This window comes from Pseudomonas sp. 3JA (genome assembly GCF_036961705.1).
Lineage (GTDB): Bacteria > Pseudomonadota > Gammaproteobacteria > Pseudomonadales > Pseudomonadaceae > Aquipseudomonas > Aquipseudomonas fluorescens_Q.
In genome coordinates, this window is sequence record NZ_JBAMDJ010000006.1 from 40,830 (window position 1) to 59,489 (window position 18,660).

Genomic DNA, 18,660 nt, shown 5'->3' on the forward strand with positions numbered 1-18,660 from the left:
GGGCTTCCAGCCAGTGGCACCATAATTGCTTTCTAGGTATCAACGCCTGTATTACCGGCGGGGACGCCGAATAATTGGCGTCTCTTGTGAGTAGTCCGAGCGTCTTTGGCGCTGATGCGGTTCACATTTTGAGAGAGACATATGAAGGCAGTAATTCTGGCTGGAGGACTGGGTACTCGCATCAGTGAGGAGTCGCATCTCAAGCCCAAGCCAATGATTGAAATTGGTGGCAAGCCAATCATCTGGCACATCATGAAGATCTACTCTCACTACGGCATCAACGACTTTGTGGTCTGCCTGGGCTACAAGGGTTACGTCATAAAAGAGTATTTCGCCAACTACTTCCTGCACATGTCGGATGTCACGTTCGACCTGGCTGAAAACAGCATGCATATCCACCAGGGCAAGGCCGAGCCGTGGCGTGTCACGCTGGTGGACACCGGTGAGGTCACCGGTACCGGTGGGCGTCTCAAGCGCGTGCGCGATTATCTGGGCGATGAGACCTTCTGCGTCACCTATGGCGATGGCGTATCGAACGTCAACATTCGTGAGCTGGTGGAGTTTCACCAACAGCACGGCAAGCTGGCGACGGTCACGAGCGTTCAGCCACCGGGCCGCTTTGGCGCGATGGAACTCGAAGGTGCGTGTGTCAGAGGCTTCCAGGAAAAACCCCAAGGCGATGGCGGCTGGATCAACGGCGGTTTTTTCGTGCTGGAGCCTGCTGCGCTCGATGGTATTGAAGATGACACGACGACCTGGGAATACGAGCCGATGCGCAACCTGGCGCGGCAAGGTCAGTTGATGAGTCACTTGCACCATGGCTTCTGGCAGCCGATGGACACCTTGCGTGACCGTGTACTCCTCGAAGAGCGCTGGAGCAGCGGCCAGGCCGAATGGAAGCTCTGGTCTTGAACGCATTCTGGACGGGTAAAAAAGTTTTCCTGACCGGCCATACAGGCTTCAAGGGCGGCTGGCTGGCGCTGTGGTTGCGTCAGCTGGGGGCGGAGGTCCGTGGTTTTGCCTTGCCGGCTGACACCACGCCATCCTTGTGGTCTGTCGCGGGCCTGGACGGCTTGATCCCCGGGGACCTGGCCGACATTTGCGAAGGCGAGGCGCTGTCGTCGGCGCTCCAGGCATTCCAGCCGGACGTGGTCCTGCACCTGGCCGCGCAAGCGCTGGTACGCGAGGCCTATCGCAACCCTGTCCAGACCTATGCCACCAACGTCATGGGCACGGTCAATCTGCTTGAAGCCGTTCGCCATTGCCCCAGCGTGCGGGCAGTGGTCGTGGTGACGACCGATAAATGCTACGAAAACCGTGAGTGGGTCTTGCCTTATCGCGAGTGCGACGCCTTGGGCGGTTTTGATCCGTACAGCAATAGCAAGGCCTGTGTGGAATTGCTCTGTGCGTCTTACCGCAATTCGTACCTGAACAAATCTGGTGTGGCACTGGCGACCGCTCGGGCGGGCAATGTCATCGGCGGTGGTGACTGGTCGCCGGAACGCCTGTTGCCGGATATTTTCCGCGCCTGGAAGAACAATGAAGAAGTGGTCCTACGTTATCCCCAGGCGACTCGCCCGTGGCAACACGCGCTCGAGCCGTTGATGGGCTACCTGATGCTGGCCCGGGCGCTGGTGGAAGAGGGCGAGCGTCACGTCGGCGCCTGGAACTTCGGCCCTGAGAGCGGCAGCGTCGCTTCGGTCGAAACCATTGTCGGCCTGCTTGCCGAGCAATGGCCGGTGCCGGTGCGCTGGTCGGTGGATCCCCTAGCGCAACCCCACGAGGCTGGTTTATTGGCACTCGACTCCAACAAGGCACGCGAAGAGCTTGGCTGGAGGCCGCGCTGGTCGCTGGCGACCAGCCTTGAACGCACGTTGGCCTGGCACCTGGCCTGGCAGAACGGCCAGGACATGCACAACTTTACCCGCAACCAGATCGCGGATTACCAAGGCGATACCCATGAGTGAAAGTACTACGCAGTTGCGCCAACAAATTGTCGAGCTGGTGGGGCGCTACGCGCAATCGGCGCTCGCGCCGCAGGTATTCGTTGCAGGCCAGAGCAGCGTACCGCCGGCTGGCAAGGTAATCGGTGCTGCTGAGTTGCAATCGATGACCGAGGCGGTGCTGGACGGTTGGTTGACCACTGGACGGTTCAACGAGGCCTTTGAGAAACGCCTGGGCAAGTACTTGGGGCGGCGCTGTGTGCTGACCACCAACTCGGGGTCGTCGGCCAATCTGCTGGCATTTTCTGCCTTGACTTCCTCGCGCTTGGGCGATCGCGCGATCAAACCCGGCGACGAAGTGATTGGTGTTGCCGCCGGCTTCCCAACCACCGTCAATCCGATCCTGCAGTTCGGCGCCGTCCCGGTGTTCGTCGACGTCCAGATGGGCACCTATAACATCGACCCGGCCAAGATCGAAGCGGCTATCGGGCCGAAGACCAAGGCCATCATGCTGGCGCACACCCTGGGCAACCCTTATGACCTGGGTGTCGTGCGGGCGCTGTGCGACAAATACAAGCTGTGGCTGATCGAAGACTGCTGCGATGCCCTGGGCTCGACCTACAAGGGCCAGATGGTCGGCACGTTCGGCGACATCGGCACGCTGAGCTTTTACCCGGCGCACCACATCACCATGGGCGAGGGCGGGGCGGTGTTCACTGACAGCCCGCTGCTCAAGCGCATCATGGAGTCCTTCCGCGACTGGGGCCGCGATTGCTACTGCGAGCCTGGCCAGGACAACACTTGCAAGCAGCGCTTTTGCAAGCAGATGGGCGAACTGCCGGAGGGCTACGACCACAAGTACACCTATTCGCACCTGGGCTATAACCTGAAGATTACCGACATGCAGGCTGCCTGTGCCCTGGCGCAGATGGACCGTGTGGAAGACTTCACGGTTGCGCGCAAGCGCAACTTCCGCTGGCTCAGCGAGCGCCTGGCCAATTGCGCCGATTTCCTCATCCTGCCCGAGGCGACTGCGGACAGCGACCCGTCGTGGTTCGGTTTTCCCGTGACCCTGCGCGACGGCTGCGGCATCCAGCGTGTCGAGCTGTTGCGTTATCTGGATAGCCAGAACGTTGGCACGCGCTTGCTGTTCGCCGGCAACCTGGTGCGTCAACCCTACATGCTGGGCCGCAACTTCCGCATCAGTGGCGAGTTGACGGTCACCGACAAGATCATGAACGACACCTTCTGGATCGGCGTCTGGCCGGGCTTGGGTGAAGAGCACCTGGCCCACGCGGCACGTTGCCTGGAACACTTTTTCGGGCTGGATCGCTGATGCGTGCCTATGTCCTCTGTGGAGGTTTCGGTACTCGCCTGAGTGCTGTGCTTCAAGGCTCGCAAAAAGCCGTCGTGGATATTCACGGCCGGCCATTCCTGGCGCTGGTGCTGGCTGAGCTCAAGCAGGCGGGCATCACGCAGGCGGTTTTGTGCGCACATTATCGGGCCGATCAATTGGCCGAGCTGCTGCCGTCGCTGATGGCCGAAATCGGACTGGACCTGCAGATTGTGGTGGAAAAACAACCCATGGGCACCGGTGGCGCGATCCTGCACGCCTTGCATCAAATGCCACCCGAAGGTCGCTTCCTGGTACTCAATGCCGATACCTGGCTCGACCGCCAGGCCTATCGGTTGGCCATGGCCGCCACCGGCGATGTGCTGGTGGGGGTGCAGGTGGAGGATCGCTCCCGCTATGGCAGCCTGGACTGCTCCGAGGATCTGCGATTGCTGGCGCTCAATGAAAAGGGGCAGAGCGGACCAGGCCGGGTCAATGCCGGCGTCTATGCGTTCGCCGCCGACTCCCTGCAGGCATGCACCGTCCAGGCCTGCTCGATGGAGCAGGACATCCTGCCGATGCTTATCCGCCGTCAGTCACTCAAGGTCTGTGCCTACACCGGGCCGTTTATCGATATTGGAACGCCTGACGCCTTGAGCGCATTCAAGTCGGGGTTCAAGGAGGCCGTCAACTCATGAACCAATTGGCCAGAACACAAACGGTCTACCTGAACCAGACCATTCTCGATGCCGTCGAGTGCATCGAGACGGGCGATTTGCAAATCGTCTTTGTGGTCAACGAGCTGTGGCGCCTGGAAGGCGTGTTGACCAACGGCGACTTGCGTCGTTACCTGCTTCAGGGCGGGGCGACGAACGTGCCGGTCACCGAGTGCATGAACACCGCTTACCGTTCGGTAAAAGTGGGTGCATCGCGCGAGGAAATGCTCAAGATCTTCGACCTGAGCTACAACGCCATTCCGGTCGTGGACGAATCCGGCTGCCTGGTGGACGTCGTCACGCCCGCACGGCTGGCGGCCAACCAGGAAGTGCCGGTGCTGGCCCGGGCAAGGGCGCCGGTGCGCATGAGCTTCAGTGGCGGTGGTTCGGACCTGACCTATTACTTCGTGGAAAACCCGGCCGCTGTACTCAGTTGCACGGTCGGGCTGTATTCCCACGCGACGTTGATCCCGCGTACCGACAATGTGATCCGGATTTTCTCCGAAGACCTGGGCACCCGCGAGTCCTATGAGTCCTTGGATGACCTCATGGACCATGCCGACAAGGGGCTGCTGGCGACCATCGTTTCGGTCATCCAGCCCAACTACGGGCTGGATCTGTACATGCGTTCCGATTTTCCGGTGGGCTCTGGGCTGGGTGGTTCGTCGGCGGTCGCCACGGCGGTCATTGCCGCGTTCAATGAACTGCGCCGTGATCGCTGGAGCACCTATGAGGTCGCGGAGCTGGCGTTCCAGGCCGAGCGCCTGTGCTTTGGCATCGCCGGTGGCTGGCAGGACCAGTACGCTTCGGCGTTCGGTGGTTTCAACCTGATCGAGTTCAAGGAAGGCCGCAACCTGGTGCACCCGATCCGCCTTGAAGATTCGATTTGCAACGAGCTGGAAGAGTGCCTGGTGCTCTGCGATACCCGCATCTCCCATGACTCCGGCAAGCTCCACGTCCAGCAGCGCGAAGAAATGAGCAGCAGGGGCGAGCAAAGCCTGCTGCTGACAGAAAGCGTGTCGCTGTGCCGCCGCATGCACCATCACTTGATCCGGGGCGAGCTGCATGATTTCGGGCGCTGCCTGCACGACGGTTGGATGCTCAAGAAACAGTTTTCCCAAGCCGTGAGCGATGGTGTGCTCGACCAGATCTACGAGTGCGCCCTTAACGCGGGTGCCCTGGGTGGCAAGCTGCTGGGCGCCGGTGGCGGTGGTTTCTTCCTGTTTTTCGTACAACCCCAGCACCGTCAAGCCGTGACCGAAAAGGTCAGAGCGCTTGGCTGCCGAACCACCGATTTCCGTTTTGAATCCAGCGGTGTCACTTCCTGGCGGACCAAAATTCAATGAGTAAGCAGATATTCAGCATCGATGGGATCACCATTGGTGAGGACCACACTTTTGTCATCGCGGAAGTGGGCAACAACCATAACGGCTCGGTGGAGCTGGCCCGACAACTGGTGGACGCCTCCATCGAGGCGGGCGCCGACTGCGTGAAGTTCCAGCTGCGCAACCGCGAAGCCCTGTACCGGCGCAAGGCCGATGGCTCGCGCGCTGAAGACTTGGGTGTGGAATACATTCAAGACCTGTTGGATAAAGTCGAACTGAGCGTGGATGAACATCGGCTGATTCGCGACTACTGCGCGCAAAAGGGCATCAGCTATATCTGCACCCCTTGGGACGAACCAAGCGTGGACGTGCTGGCCGGTTTCGACGTGCCAGCGCTGAAAATCGCCTCCGCCGACCTCTGCAACCCTTACCTGATCGCCAAGGCCGCGTCCCTGGGCAAGCCGTTGATCCTGTCGACCGGCATGTCCCTGGAGCATGAGATCGAGCGCGCCATCGAGCAGTTGAACGGCTTGGGCGTACCGTTCGCATTGCTGCATTGCAACAGCACCTACCCGGCGCCGGAATCCGATATCCAGCTTGGTTACCTGGCGCGCCTTCGTGAGCTGCACGGCCTGATCGGTTACTCCGGTCACGAACGTGGCACTGCCATCAGCATCGCCGCCGTGGCGCTAGGCGCCAAGCTGATCGAGCGCCACATCACCCTCGATCGCGGCATGGAAGGTCCGGACCACCTCGCCAGCCTGGAACCGGAAGAATTCCGTCAACTGGTCGAAGGTATCCGCCAGGTCGAGAAAGCGTTGCCGTGGACAGGACCGGGGCGCCACGCCAGCCAGGGCGAATTGCTCAACCGCGAAAACCTCGGCAAAAGTGTGATCGCCGCACGTGCTATCGAGCCCGGCGAAACGTTCACCCAGGACATGCTGCGCGTCGCCAGTCCGGGCCAAGGCTTGCCGCCGTATCGATTGGCCGATCTGCTGGGCAAGCAAGCCGGACGTGCCGTTGCCCAGGGCGATTTCCTGTTCGACAGCGATCTGGTTGCCCAGCAAGTGATCCGTCGCGAATACGCCATGCCGATTCTCTGGGGCGTGCCGGTTCGTTATCACGACTTCCTGCAATACAACCAGTGGATCAAACCCGACCTGTTCGAATTCCATCTGTCCTACCGCGACCTTAGTGTGGCGCCGCACGCGTACCTGCGGACCGTGGAATGCTCGCGCCTGGTGGTCCATGCGCCCGAGCTGTTTGAAAACAGCGAACTGTTGGACCTGGTGGCCGATGACCTGGAATACCGTCAGCGTTCCATTGCCAACCTGCAGCGGGTGGTGGATGCGACCTTGCAGATTGCCGAGTTTTTCCCCAACGCCGATTCGCTGCTGATCGTGGCGAACATCGGTGGCTTCTCGGCTGACGAACCCTTCCCGGTCAGTCATCGGGCCGAGTTGTATCGACGCTTTCGCGAGTCTTGCGCCCAGATCGATTTTGGTCGTACCGAACTGATCCCGCAAAACATGGCGCCGTTCCCGTGGCACTTCGGCGGGCAGCGCCACCAGAACATTTTCATGATGCCGCAGGAACTGGCCGAGCAGGCCAAGGCCATGAACATGCGCCTGTGCCTGGATCTCTCGCATCTGCAAATGGCCTGCTTCCATTTCGGTCTGGACTTCCAGGCGGCGCTGGCCCTGTTGCTGCCGCATTCGGCGCACCTGCATGTGGCGGATGCCAAGGGCAGTAACGGCGAAGGTGTCCTGATGGGCACCGGGGACGTGGACTGGCCGGCCACTTGGGCGCAGCTCAAGGATTATCCACAGGTGAGTTTCATTCCCGAAGTGTGGCAAGGCCACAAGGATCACGGTGCTGGATTCTGGTCGGCGCTTGAATTCCTGAACAAATTGAATTGAGCCGAGCGCTCGGCGAACTGAGGTTTTGAACGATGAGTACCAAAATGCGTGTAGCTGACTACATCATGAATCGACTGGCGGAACTGGGCATCAAACAGGTGTACTTCCTGCCAGGTGGCGGCGCCATGCATTTGAACGATGCCCTGGGACGTCATCCAGACCTGGAGCCGATCCTCTGCCTGCATGAACAGGCCGCCGGCATCGCAGCCGAAGCGGCGGGCAAGCTGACCGGGGGGCCGAGTGCCTGCATGACCACGTGCGGTCCGGGCGCCACTAACGCGGTCACGGCGACCCTGGGTGCCTGGCTCGACTCCACACCGGTATTTTTCATCTCCGGCCAAGTCAAGACCGCCGACTTGAAGGCCGGCAGCGGTTTGCGCATGTTGGGCGTGCAGGAGGCCGACATCGTCTCCATCGTTTCCTCGATTACCAAGGGCGCGGTGACCCTGACCGACCCACTGGCGGTCGCTGAAGTGTTCGATGAACTCGAACATGCTGCGCTGACTGGCCGTCGTGGTCCGGTCTGGCTCGACGTACCGCTGGATGTACAAGCGGTCCAGATCGATCCCGCTCAATTGCGCCGTGCCAAATTGCCGCCGGTTGCCGCGGCAGTCGACGTCAGCGAGTCGGTGAGCCGCACGCTTGAGTTGCTCAAGACCGCCAAACGTCCGGGCATCATCGCCGGCAGCGGTATTCGCATGGCCGGTGCGGTCGAGGCTTTCAGTGCATTGATCGAGCGCGCGGGCGTCCCCGTCATGCCGACGTGGCTGTCCATGGACCTGATCGAGGATGATCATCCGCTTTTCGGCGGTCGTCCTGGTTCGATCGCGCCGCGCTGGGCGAACTTCACCCTGCAGAATTGCGACCTGTTGATTGTCTTGGGCTCACGCCTGGACATGGCGCTCACGGCCTACAACCACGCGCATTTCGCGCCCTATGCCAAGAAGGTCGTGGTCGATATCGACCCGGCGGAAATCGCCAAGCTGCAAATGCCGGTTGAAGTCAAAGTCGTGGCTGACGTCAAGCCGTTCATTGAAGGGCTCTTGGCGGGCATCAAGGCTGCAACACTGCCGGATTATTCCGCCTGGCGCTCGCAGATCGCGGCCTGGCGCGAGCGGTATCCATTGCTGCAACCTGAGCACGCCGACGACAGCGAAGGCGTGAGCATGTATCACTTCACCGATCGTCTGTCGGACCTGCTGAGCGAAGGTGATGTGATCGCCCCAGGCAGTTCCGGTTTCGCCTCGGAACTGTTCCTGCTCAATCTGCGCTTGAAGAAGGATCAGCGCTGCTTCCACAACCGCGGCACCGGCTCGATGGGCTTCGGCGTGCCGTCGGCTATCGGCGCCTGCCTCGCCTCGGGTCGTAAACAGACGATCTGTGTGGAGGGCGATGGCGGTGTGCAGCTCAATATCCAGGAACTGGCCACGCTGGCCGCGCAGAACCTGCCGATCAAGTGCTTCGTGATCAACAACCAGGGCTACGCCTCCATCCGTACGTCGCAGAACATGCACTTCAAACTGCTGGTCGGTGCCGATGACACCAGCGGCCTGAAACTGCCCGACCTGCAGCAATTGTCCGCCGCCTATGGCGTGGGCTATGCACGCATCGACGCCCACGAGGGGCTGGACGCCGCATTGAGTGAAGTGCTCGCGCGCAGTGGTCCGGTGATCTGCGAAGTGCTGGTCCAGGTCGAAGAGGCGCGGGTGCCGCGTGTGATGACCCGTATCAACGAGCAGGGCAAGCCGGAGACCGGTGCGCTGGAAGACCTTTACCCATTCCTGCCGCGCGACGAATTCAATGCGCAGATGGCGATTTCGGAGCGCAACTGAAATGGCCTGGCTGAAGAGAAAATTGACCGGTCTTAGCTACCGCTATTTGCGCGGTACGGTTTCCTGGGCGCATGCCAAGTCACCTGAAATTCGTCATGAGCGGTTGTTGCCATATTCGAGCTATGCGCCGTGGTGCGGCGATAAGTCCTTTGAGCAAGCGCTCGCGCTGGTCGAACGCAATACTCTCGTGGATAAATACCGGCTGTATGAGCTGTGGTCGCTGGCCCGGCAGTTGGATGGCGTCGATGGCGACTTTCTTGAAGTGGGTGTATGGCGCGGTGGTTCGGGTTGCTTGTTGGCGCTGGCTAGCCAGCGGCCTGGCCGCAAGGTGTTCCTGGCTGATACGTTCACCGGTGTGGTCAAGGCGGGCAGTCTTGATACCCGCTACGAGGGTGGGGAACACAGCGACACGGATATTCAACTGGTGGAGGCCCTCGCCGCCCGTTGCGGCGTGATCGATCGTGTCCACCTGCTGGAAGGGATGTTCCCGGAGCATAACGCCGAACATGTCGGTCCACGGCTGGCCTTTCTGCACATTGATGTGGACGTATATGAGTCCGCGCGCAGCGTGCTGGAATGGGCGTTGCCACGCCTGGTGGCCGGTGCTGTCGTGGTGTTTGACGATTATGGTTTCTTTGGTTGCGAAGGTGTGACCCGATTGGTGAATGAGTTCACTGCCGCGAACCAGGATTTCCGCTTCTTGCACAACCTCAACGGGCATGCCGTGTTGGTGCGGATCGCGTCAGGAGACCGACATGCTTGATGAGCAGAACTTCAAACATGTGCTGGTTTATGGCGCGCGCTTGGCTGGCCAGCGGGTCCAGGCTTATTTGGCGGATCGAGATGTCAGGGTCAGCGCTTTCCTGGATCGCGATGCGTCTCTGGATCAGGTCGATGGCATCCCTGTCGCCAGTGCCCAGGACTGGGCTGTCAGTCATGATCCGGCCAGTGCCTGCGTAATCATCGGCTTGTTCAACAATTACGTGGATGTCGGCGAAGTCGTGGCCCAATTGCAGCAGTTGGGTTATGGCCGTGTTGTCAGCCTTGTTGAGTTCGTTCGTCATTTTCCCGAAGGGCAGCCGTTTCGTTACTGGTTGGTGGACCCGCGCTACTACGAGGCCAATGCTGATCGGATCGCCCATCTGCGCGAGAACCTTGCCGATGAAACCAGTCGGGAGCTGCTGGATCGCATCGTCGATTTTCGGATCTCGGGTGATTATTCGCGGTTACCTGCGCCTTCGCCGCGACAGTATTTTCCTGAAGATTTGCCGACTTGGCCGCAGCCGTTGCGTTTTATCGATTGTGGCGCTTATACCGGCGATACCGTGGAAGAGATGCGCGCCGCTGGCCTGATTTTCGAGGCCGTCGCTACTTTCGAACCAAACCTTGAAAACTATGCGGTGCTCGTCAAGAGCCAGGGCAATCTCAACGCAGTCAACTTTCCTTGCGGTGTGTCCGATGGCAATCGTCAGGTCGGCTTCGATGGCGCGTTGGGCGCTGGCGGCCATCTTGTCGAATCGGGCGGCGAGACCGTGACCTGCGTTCGACTGGATGACGCACTGCCGGGCTTTGCGCCGACACTGATCAAGATGGACATTGAAGGCGAAGAGCCTGCTGCGCTGGAGGGGGCCTTGCAACTTCTTCGTCAGTACCGTCCGAACCTGGCCGTCAGCATCTATCACCGCGCCGAACATCTGTGGAGCATTTTTGAACAGATAGACGGATACGGCCTGGGTTACCGCTTTTTTCTGCGCTGTCATGCCCATAGCTCGTTCGATACGGTGCTTTATGCGGTCGCGCCCAATGACTTTGAACGCTGCAATGGGGTAGCAACGCATGCGTAACTATGAAAATGCCGATCTGCTGCAAAGTGAAGCGCTGACGGAAGGCCATACCTATCAGTGCACGATTTCCCTTGATGGACAATCCTCGATCCTGAAGTTTCGTTTCGATCCGCAGGCGAGTATTGCTGCCGAACAGGAAGTGGTGCTGCGCTCGCGCCATCATTTGGATGTCCTGAAACGACTCGGCACCTATCCCGCCATGGCCAGGTTGCTTTGCGATAGTGCCTCCGACTTTTCCTATGAACCATTGGAAAGGCAACTTGATGCGCCGGTCTATGTCTTTGGCGCTCATCAAGTGGGAGTGCTATTGGCGCGTCTTTACGCCAACCGCGGTGGGAGTGTCCAAGCATTCTTCGATAACGATGCGAGCAAACACAACACAACGCTCGATGGGATACCGGTGAAGGCGTTCGACCTTTCCAGCCTGCCCGACAATGCACTTATTGTCTTGGGCAGTGGCCGCTACAGTGCGGTCATTCAACATGACCTGGAGGCCAAGGGTTGGGGCAATTTCATGACCATGCAGCAATTTCTTGTTGCAATGGATGCGCCTTATATCACTGAGGCCAGTTTCCGCAATTACAGGACTAAGGTCATCGATGAACGCTTGGCTTTCATCTCCGCATTTCTATGCCTTGATGATGAGCGCTCGCGACAAGTATTCGATGGCTTGATGGCCATGCGCCTTGATCTCGGCCATGCTGACTCGAAGATTCGTTCCGACTTCATGGATGAATATGTCGAACCCGAATTCATCCGGGCTGAAGACCTTCGTCATTATGTTGATGCCGGTGCCTATAACGGCGACACATTGAGCAAAATCGAATCACGTTTCGGTCCGGTGGAAAGTGCCTGCCTTTTTGAACCAGAGCAACTGGCATTCCTGGAATGCCAGAGTAAGTTCGACGGGCGCTCCGAAGTGAGGGTGCTTCAGGCGGCCATGACTGAAGTGGCTTGCCAATTATCGGCGCCCGAATCCAATAGTTGTGATGTGCTCGGTGCGTTATCGTCCGAGCAGCCGGCTACAGCGCTTGCGCATGTACCTGGCATCCCGCTGGACGAGATCATGTCCGGCGACGTGACGCTGATCAAGCTCGACATCGAAGGCGCCGAACAAGGCGCGCTGCGTGGCGCTCGCCAAGTCATACAACGTGAACGACCGAAGTTGTGCGTGTGTGCCTATCACCGTAGTGATGATTTATGGAAATTGATCGATACGGTTCTTTCCATTCGTTCGGATTACAAAGTCGGTGTTCGTCATTATTCGGATATTGTCGACGACACCACGCTCTATTTTTATTAATGCCTCGGCTCGTGAGACAACTTCACGATTGATTAAAAAGAATTTTAAGGGATGTACGTCAATGAGTTTCAATCCCACCCTGGCTGATCGCTTGGAATACTGGAACGGCTTTTATAGTCGTCAAGATACATCGGTGCCGCAATTGCCTTCTCAGTTTTCAGTGTTCGCTGCTGGCGAGTTCATTGGCGTGGACGCGGTCGTTGAGTTTGGTTGCGGCAACGGGCGCGACAGTGAATTTTTTGCGCTCAACGGTTTTCAGGTGTTGGCATTCGATGCTTCCAGCGAAGCCATCGCTTTATGCCAACAGCGCACAAAAAGTGCCAAGGTCCAGTATTTGCTGAGTAACGCCGAGGGCAGTACCGAACACCTCCAGGATTTCCTGCAAGGCAAACGTCGCGTTGCGGTCTATGCGCGTTTCTTTTTGCATGCGATCGATGCTGAGGTGGAAAAGGCATTCTTTGACATGCTGGAAAATACGCTTGCACCCGGCAGCCTGGTTTTCCTGGAATACAGGACCAAGGAAGATGAAAGCGGGGCGAAACGATTTGGTCAGCACTACCGTCGCTATATCGACCATGAGGCATTGATCGATACGCTACAGGGGACGGGATTTTCAATTGCCTACCAGATACAGGGGCGAGGTTTTGCAAAGTACCGCGATGAAGATGCTCTAGTTGGGCGTTGCGTTGCTGTAAAGGGGTGAACATGGTACCTGAACAACTTAAAGAAAAACGCTTGGTGCTGTTTGGTGCCGGGCGAGTGGCACGGCTGATGTTCGCCCGGTTTCCCGAGTTGAACGTGGTTGCGTTTGCTGATAACGATCCGCTCAAGGAGGGAACCTTCGTCGGCCGGGTGCCGGTCGTTCTGCCCTCGACCTTGCATTCTTTGGAATACGATCTGGTCGTTATAAGTACTGGTTGGTGGGAAAGTATTACCGCTCAACTGGAGGAATTGGGTGTTTCGGCAGAGAAAATCGTCCTTCCTCCTAAAAGCATGCTGGCGGTCAATAATGGCGCCAAACCGTTTTCACATGACTTCACCAAAGCGCTGGCAGTGGATGCCATTCAACGGGTCGGTGATTTTGCGGAGATGTTCAACATACCCATTCTGATGGATTTCGGCACGCTTCTGGGGGCCACACGCGATGGTGACTTGATCCCGTGGGATGATGATGTCGATTTTTCTATCAATGACGACAAATTCCCCCTGCTGTTGGATCATCTGTCCGATCTCAAGTCGCTCCTTCCGCATCGAACGGGCGTTTGCATCGAAATCATCATCCTCAAGTCCGGTGATTTCGTCACCGGTGTGTCTGTTACATTCGAGAACCTGGTTAATTGCGACGTCATCGTTCCGTTTGAACTGGGTTTCATGCGGCGAATTTTTGAAGATGGGAAATCGGTCACCAAGTCATCCGGTCCGGAGTTTATCGCCCCTGAAGTGCATTTTCGTTCGGCGGATACAATGAACTTCCTGGGGCGACAGTTTTTCACTCCACACGATGTACCCGGTTACCTGACGTACGTTTATGGTAATTGGCAGGCCCCCAAGCAGGATGTCACGTTGGCTGACTATCCGATGCAGGAGTCTGATTACCGAGAAACCTTGAGGTCAGTTTTCTGAAGAAGAACATGCACGTTTGCCAGTCAGGTTCCGCATTCAGGTTGCCTGATTACCTGCAACCGATTCTGGCCAGGCTATGCCTGCAGGATGAACTGTCCGGTGCTCATCTTCTGTTGACTGGCGGAACGGGGTTCTTTGGTCGCTGGCTACTGGCATTGCTAGGCGAGCTCAACAATCGAGGGGCCGCCATCACGGTGACAATCACCTCGCGTAACCCCGCGCGCTTCCTGGCGGCTCACCCCGAATATCGCGAGTGCGATTGGATCAGCTGGTTTATCGGGGACATCCGTGAACTCGTGGACTTGCCGGGGCGTGCACCCGATTTGATCCTGCATGCCGCTGCGGATACATCGGCAGAGGCGAATGCGCATCCATTGGAGCTGTTCAATACACTCGTGGACGGTACGCGACGGGTATTTGACCTTGCCGCACGTAGCGCTTCCTCCCGCGTGCTGATAACCGGCTCAGGTGCTCAGTATGGAAGCCTGCCTTTTTCTACCGGCGTCTGCGAGTCATATAGCGGAGCCTGTGCAAGTAATACAGTGGCCAGCGCTTACGCGGAAGGCAAGCGGGCGCAGGAAACGCTGGGGGCGTTGTATGCGCAACGTCATGGAATCAAGGTGGTGATGACTCGCTGCTTTGCTTTCGCGGGGCCAGGACTGCCCCTGGATGGACACTTTGCCATTGGCAACTTCGTTCGTGACGCCCTCTATGGCGATGAGATTGTTCTCAACTCCAGTGGCCAGGCGATTCGCAGCTATCTGTATGGTGCAGACCTTGCGGCCTGGCTGTTGACCTTGCTTGTGCGCGGCGAATCCGGTGTTGCCTACAACGTGGGCTCCGACCAGGCAATCAGCATCGCTGACCTGGCCCGGCGAGTCGTTTCCCGGATAGCGCCAGAGAAGCCGGTGAAAGTACTGGGACGTCCCGACGACGCGGGGCGCTCGTTCTATGTGCCTGATATCAATCGGGCCAGAGGATTGGGGCTGGACGTCTGGACGTCCCTGGATGCCACCATCGACCGCATGGCGGATTGGGCCCGTGACCTGGATTACGGATCGACATTTGATGCCCGCTGACCGGGCTTTACACCTCACCCTATTCGACGAGAGATAAGTGTTGATGCGCAAACTGTTTTCCAAGCGACCACAGCCTTACTACATTTATGCGCCGAACTATCGCCGCAGTTCCGCCGGCATTCGCGTACTGCACATGCTGTGCGACGCACTCAACCGTTCCGGCCATGAAGCCTATGTCGTCTCTCGGGTGCTTAATCCGAATCTGATTACGCCCTACTTGAGCAATGATGTCATCGCCTTGCACCGGTCCCAGGGCCTGGAGCCTATTGCGGTTTATCCGGAGATCGTCGACGGTAATCCACTCGGGGCGGGGATCGTTGTACGTTATCTCCTGAACCAGCCAGGGTATCTGGGGGGCAGTGGTATCTATGAGCCGGATGACCTGCTGTTCGCCTATTCGCGAGGACTGCTGCAGCCTGGGACTCCGGAGGACAATATCCTCCATCTGCCAGCGATTGACCTGAGTATCTTTTGCCCGCCGGCCAATCCTGCCAAACGGATACCGGGAAAAGTCTGTTACTACCAAGGGAGGGCCGCGCAGGCGAAAGTCGACCCTGGGCTATTGCCGCCGGATGCAATAGAGATAACCCCTGAGTTTCCAGATTCTTGGGAGGGGCTGGCCGATCTGTTCCAGCAGTGCGAGTATTTTTATCTTGCCGAGCGCTCGGGGTTGGCCGCTGAAGCGGCGCTTTGTGGGTGTATCAGTATTGTGTTGCCGGGTAAATATGCACAAGGGCAGCTTTCCGAGTTCGAGAATAAGAACTACGGAACGGCCTGGGGAAATACTCCCGAGGCCATCGAACGCGCCCGGCAAACCTTGCCCTTGTTGCGTCAGGCTCAACTTGAGCATCAGGCGAAATTCTGGTCTTCGCTGGATCACTTTGTCGATGTGACCCAGCAAGCGGTGCGTACCTTGCGAGAGCAAAGCAAGGGTGGTGAAGGCGGCCGGTGGCTGGCTTCGCGAGTGCTGAGCGATGTCCAAGAAAACGTACTCAAGGCGTATTTGAGCGACAAAACCGTGCCAACATTCGAAGTGTTGGTGCTTGATGGCAAGGGAGAGCCGCATGCCTTGGCTCGCACGCTCGACAGTATAAACGCCCTCGATGACCGCTACGCCTCGATTCGAGTGACTGTGCTGGCGCTTCTTGATGTGGCGAGCATCGCTCCCCAGGTCAATCTCGAAGCGTTCCAGATTGCCGCAGGCTGGCAACGTCTGGAACTCATCAATCAAAGGCTTTTCGAGTCGAGTGCCGATTGGTTCATGGTACTCAGGGCTGGGGATGAATTGACGTCCAGCGGTTACTTGACCGCCGCTCTGGACCTGATCAATGCGCCAGCACTGCGGGCGGTATATGCTGACGAAGTCATGCGCGATGCCAACGGCAACCTGGACTTGATGCTGCGTCCGGATTTCAATCTTGACCTGCTGCTCAGTCTGCCTGCCACCATGGTTGGGCACTGGCTGTTCCGTCGGGATGTCTGGCAGGGGATGGGCGGTTTCGTGACCGATTACCCAGACGCCTTCGAGCTGGAGTTCATTCTTCGCCTGATCGAAACAGGCGGCCTCGAGGGGTTGGGGCATATCAGCGAGCCCTTGGTGATCAGCGATTTACTGACGTTGCAGGATAACCCCCAAGAGCGGGGGCTTATCGAGCAGCACCTGCGTGTACGTGGGTTCTCGGCGGCGCAGGTTGATACGAGAATGGCGGGTTGTTACGAGCTGAACTACAACCATGCCGATGCGCCAATGGTCAGTATCGTGATTGTGATCGATGGCCAGTTACCTCACGCACAGCGATGCCTCGATAGCCTGTTGGGGCAGACGCTGTACAGCCGCTACGAATTACTGTTGCTGGACCGTGGTAATGAAGAGTCGACCCTGTGCGATTGGTTGTCGGGCATTGAGCAATTGGGTGTCGACAATATCCAGGTACTGCGTTTCTCTTCCAGCGCATCGGTCGAAGCCATTCGCAACCAGGCCGCCAGTGGAGCAAGGGGCGATGTGCTTTTGTTCCTCGACTGCGCCATCGGGGTGATCGAGCAGGGCTGGCTGCAACAATTGCTTAACCATGTCATGCGCCCAGAAGTAGGGTGTGTCGGGGCGAAGTTGATTGATGCGGACGGTAAGCTGCGTCATGCCGGGCTGTTGACGGGGCTGGGCGGTACCGTGGGCAGACCATTGCTAGGCCAGAGCGCCGATACGGCAGGCTATATGCTCCGGGGACAAGCGGATCAGAACTACAGTGCTGTGAGTGGCCAGTGCCTGATGCTGCGTCAGGAGCTCTTCCTGGCGCTGGGGGGCTTTGACGAAGAACTTGCGCCTTGGGCGGATGTGGATCTTTGCCTGAAGGCCCAGCAAACCGGTTATTTGAATGTGTGGACGCCGCGAGTGAAGTTGTTGGTTAGCGAGTCGGAAAGTCCCGCGGCTTCGCCGGAGCAGCAATACTGTTTATATGAGCGATGGTTGCCTCAACTGGCTCGGGATCCGGCATATAACCTCAATTTTTCGCTTGCGGCCGGTGCGGCGTTCAAGCTCGCGGACTCGAAGCTGTCCTGGCGTCCCTTGGCAGCCTGTAAGGCTCTGCCGACTGTTTTAGCTTATCCCGGCACTCAAGGAGCCCCTGGTGGGCGTCGAGTCATCCAGTCCTTCAACGCGCTGCATGAGGCCGGATTGATCGACGGCCGCCTGTCGTCCGCCTTGCTTACCATGGTGGAACTGGAGCGCTACTCCGCAGATGTCATTGTGATGGCGCAGCCGGTCAGCGATAGCAACCTTGAGGCGATGCGGCGCATGGGGGCTTTTTCCAAGGCTTTCAAAATCTACGATACAAGTGAATATCCATCGTTGTCCGAGCAGGCGCTCTCGACGTTATATCAGGGCCTGTCCTATATGGATCGGCTGGTGGTGAACAGCGAGGCAATGGCGCAGGCATTCAAAGGGTTTCATTCCGATATCCGGGTCTTTGCTCCCCATCTGTCCCCGGGAGACTGGGGCGGCTTGGACAGTCAGCGCCGTTGCGCAGATCAGCCGCGAATCGGTTGGGCCGGAGGCATCGGCGACGCCAGTGAGCTTGATATGCTTGCCAATGTGGTGAAAGACCTTGCTGGCGAGGTGCAATGGGTGGTGCTTGGCCCATGTCCGGATCATCTACGCCCCTTCGTTCATGAGTGTCATGGCAACGTCGATATTGCCTCCTATCCGAAGAAGTTGGCATCGCTGAATCTCGATCTGGCATTGGCGCCGCTGGGTGACAGCTCAGCCAGCCGCTTCAAGACCCCCCTGCGATTATTGGAATATGGGGCGTGTGGCTATCCGGTCATTTGCAGCGACGTCGAGGCTTATCGAATCGACTTGCCAATCATGCGCGTCAACAACAGTTACGAAGCGTGGATGGATGGCATTCGGGCTTTTCTGAGTGATCTTGATGCCGCAGCACAGGTTGGGGATGCCCTGCGTGAACGTGTGGGCCGCAACTGGACGCTGACAGGCCCCGCGTTGTTGGTTTCACGCGACATCTGGCTGCCCGATTGAATATGAAAAACATCACCTCGCTGCATGGTCGCGCGAGGATAAATTGTTTTCCTATAGAAAACGGCGTGACGCATAGGTCATAAAGTGCATCTTCAATGTATTGTGTTCTCCGGGCCGGAGGCGCGTTCAGTTCATCGAACTTCGCGTCCGGGGCCGCGGTTCAATCGTTGGAAGCACCCCCTCCGCGTTTCTGGGGTACATATTCAGTAGC

General features: G+C 58.2%; 14 protein-coding genes. All 14 read left to right on the forward strand.

The window, feature by feature from the left end:
- Positions 1-141 precede the first annotated feature (141 nt).
- The 14 genes from rfbF (at position 142) to V7773_RS06410 (ending at position 18,449) form a co-directional block, all read left to right on the forward strand.
- Entirely contained in the window at positions 142-912 is a 771-nt protein-coding gene (gene rfbF / locus V7773_RS06345) for a glucose-1-phosphate cytidylyltransferase (protein ID WP_072341548.1), read from the forward strand.
- The gene (gene rfbG / locus V7773_RS06350) at positions 894-1,967 is read left to right on the forward strand and encodes a CDP-glucose 4,6-dehydratase (RefSeq protein WP_072341550.1); all 1,074 of its coding nucleotides are present in this window, start codon (positions 894-896) and stop codon (positions 1,965-1,967) included. The genes rfbF and rfbG overlap by 19 nt, the downstream gene beginning before the upstream one ends.
- The gene (rfbH, locus tag V7773_RS06355; RefSeq protein ID WP_072341553.1) at positions 1,960-3,279 is read left to right on the forward strand and encodes a lipopolysaccharide biosynthesis protein RfbH; all 1,320 of its coding nucleotides are present in this window, start codon (positions 1,960-1,962) and stop codon (positions 3,277-3,279) included. Before rfbG ends, rfbH begins: the two co-directional genes overlap by 8 nt.
- Positions 3,279-3,974, forward strand: coding sequence for a sugar phosphate nucleotidyltransferase (locus V7773_RS06360; protein ID WP_336072706.1), 696 nt, complete (start codon positions 3,279-3,281; stop codon positions 3,972-3,974). The genes rfbH and V7773_RS06360 overlap by 1 nt, the downstream gene beginning before the upstream one ends.
- The gene (locus V7773_RS06365) at positions 3,971-5,338 is read left to right on the forward strand and encodes a GHMP family kinase ATP-binding protein (protein ID WP_336072708.1); all 1,368 of its coding nucleotides are present in this window, start codon (positions 3,971-3,973) and stop codon (positions 5,336-5,338) included. The genes V7773_RS06360 and V7773_RS06365 overlap by 4 nt, the downstream gene beginning before the upstream one ends.
- Positions 5,335-7,236 carry an N-acetylneuraminate synthase family protein gene (locus tag V7773_RS06370; RefSeq protein WP_336072709.1) on the forward strand — a complete coding sequence of 634 codons (1,902 nt, stop codon included), beginning with the start codon at positions 5,335-5,337 and terminating at the stop codon, positions 7,234-7,236. Before V7773_RS06365 ends, V7773_RS06370 begins: the two co-directional genes overlap by 4 nt.
- 32 nt (positions 7,237-7,268) lie before the next feature.
- Complete coding sequence (locus tag V7773_RS06375; protein WP_336072710.1) at positions 7,269-9,068, forward strand: thiamine pyrophosphate-binding protein; 1,800 nt, start codon at positions 7,269-7,271, stop codon at positions 9,066-9,068.
- A 1-nt stretch (position 9,069) separates the two neighbouring features.
- Complete coding sequence (locus V7773_RS06380; protein ID WP_072341567.1) at positions 9,070-9,831, forward strand: TylF/MycF/NovP-related O-methyltransferase; 762 nt, start codon at positions 9,070-9,072, stop codon at positions 9,829-9,831.
- Positions 9,734-10,912 (forward strand): FkbM family methyltransferase, encoded by a 1,179-nt coding sequence (locus V7773_RS06385; protein ID WP_336072711.1) that lies wholly within the window; start codon positions 9,734-9,736, stop codon positions 10,910-10,912. The genes V7773_RS06380 and V7773_RS06385 overlap by 98 nt, the downstream gene beginning before the upstream one ends.
- Positions 10,905-12,215, forward strand: coding sequence for an FkbM family methyltransferase (locus tag V7773_RS06390; RefSeq protein ID WP_336072712.1), 1,311 nt, complete (start codon positions 10,905-10,907; stop codon positions 12,213-12,215). The genes V7773_RS06385 and V7773_RS06390 overlap by 8 nt, the downstream gene beginning before the upstream one ends.
- 61 nt (positions 12,216-12,276) lie before the next feature.
- Entirely contained in the window at positions 12,277-12,918 is a 642-nt protein-coding gene (locus tag V7773_RS06395) for a class I SAM-dependent methyltransferase (RefSeq protein ID WP_336072713.1), read from the forward strand.
- A gap of 2 nt (positions 12,919-12,920) precedes the next feature.
- Positions 12,921-13,838 (forward strand): LicD family protein, encoded by a 918-nt coding sequence (locus V7773_RS06400; RefSeq protein WP_072341577.1) that lies wholly within the window; start codon positions 12,921-12,923, stop codon positions 13,836-13,838.
- Between the two features lie 41 nt (positions 13,839-13,879).
- Complete coding sequence (locus V7773_RS06405; protein ID WP_336072714.1) at positions 13,880-14,917, forward strand: NAD-dependent epimerase/dehydratase family protein; 1,038 nt, start codon at positions 13,880-13,882, stop codon at positions 14,915-14,917.
- 43 nt (positions 14,918-14,960) lie between these two features.
- Entirely contained in the window at positions 14,961-18,449 is a 3,489-nt protein-coding gene (locus tag V7773_RS06410) for a glycosyltransferase (RefSeq protein WP_336072715.1), read from the forward strand.
- Positions 18,450-18,660 lie beyond the last annotated feature (211 nt).

What these genes read in the sequence shown, in the direction of transcription:
- V7773_RS06360 (WP_336072706.1), top strand. Translation starts at nt 3,279, where the DNA reads ATGCGTGCCTATGTCCTCTGTGGAGGTTTCGGTACTCGCCTGAGTGCT.
- rfbF (WP_072341548.1), top strand. Translation starts at nt 142, where the DNA reads ATGAAGGCAGTAATTCTGGCTGGAGGACTGGGTACTCGCATCAGTGAG.
- rfbG (WP_072341550.1), top strand. Translation starts at nt 894, where the DNA reads ATGGAAGCTCTGGTCTTGAACGCATTCTGGACGGGTAAAAAAGTTTTC.
- V7773_RS06410 (WP_336072715.1), top strand. Translation starts at nt 14,961, where the DNA reads ATGCGCAAACTGTTTTCCAAGCGACCACAGCCTTACTACATTTATGCG.
- V7773_RS06400 (WP_072341577.1), top strand. Translation starts at nt 12,921, where the DNA reads ATGGTACCTGAACAACTTAAAGAAAAACGCTTGGTGCTGTTTGGTGCC.
- V7773_RS06365 (WP_336072708.1), top strand. Translation starts at nt 3,971, where the DNA reads ATGAACCAATTGGCCAGAACACAAACGGTCTACCTGAACCAGACCATT.
- V7773_RS06390 (WP_336072712.1), top strand. Translation starts at nt 10,905, where the DNA reads ATGCGTAACTATGAAAATGCCGATCTGCTGCAAAGTGAAGCGCTGACG.
- V7773_RS06385 (WP_336072711.1), top strand. Translation starts at nt 9,734, where the DNA reads ATGAGTTCACTGCCGCGAACCAGGATTTCCGCTTCTTGCACAACCTCA.
- V7773_RS06380 (WP_072341567.1), top strand. Translation starts at nt 9,070, where the DNA reads ATGGCCTGGCTGAAGAGAAAATTGACCGGTCTTAGCTACCGCTATTTG.
- V7773_RS06370 (WP_336072709.1), top strand. Translation starts at nt 5,335, where the DNA reads ATGAGTAAGCAGATATTCAGCATCGATGGGATCACCATTGGTGAGGAC.
- V7773_RS06395 (WP_336072713.1), top strand. Translation starts at nt 12,277, where the DNA reads ATGAGTTTCAATCCCACCCTGGCTGATCGCTTGGAATACTGGAACGGC.
- rfbH (WP_072341553.1), top strand. Translation starts at nt 1,960, where the DNA reads ATGAGTGAAAGTACTACGCAGTTGCGCCAACAAATTGTCGAGCTGGTG.
- V7773_RS06375 (WP_336072710.1), top strand. Translation starts at nt 7,269, where the DNA reads ATGAGTACCAAAATGCGTGTAGCTGACTACATCATGAATCGACTGGCG.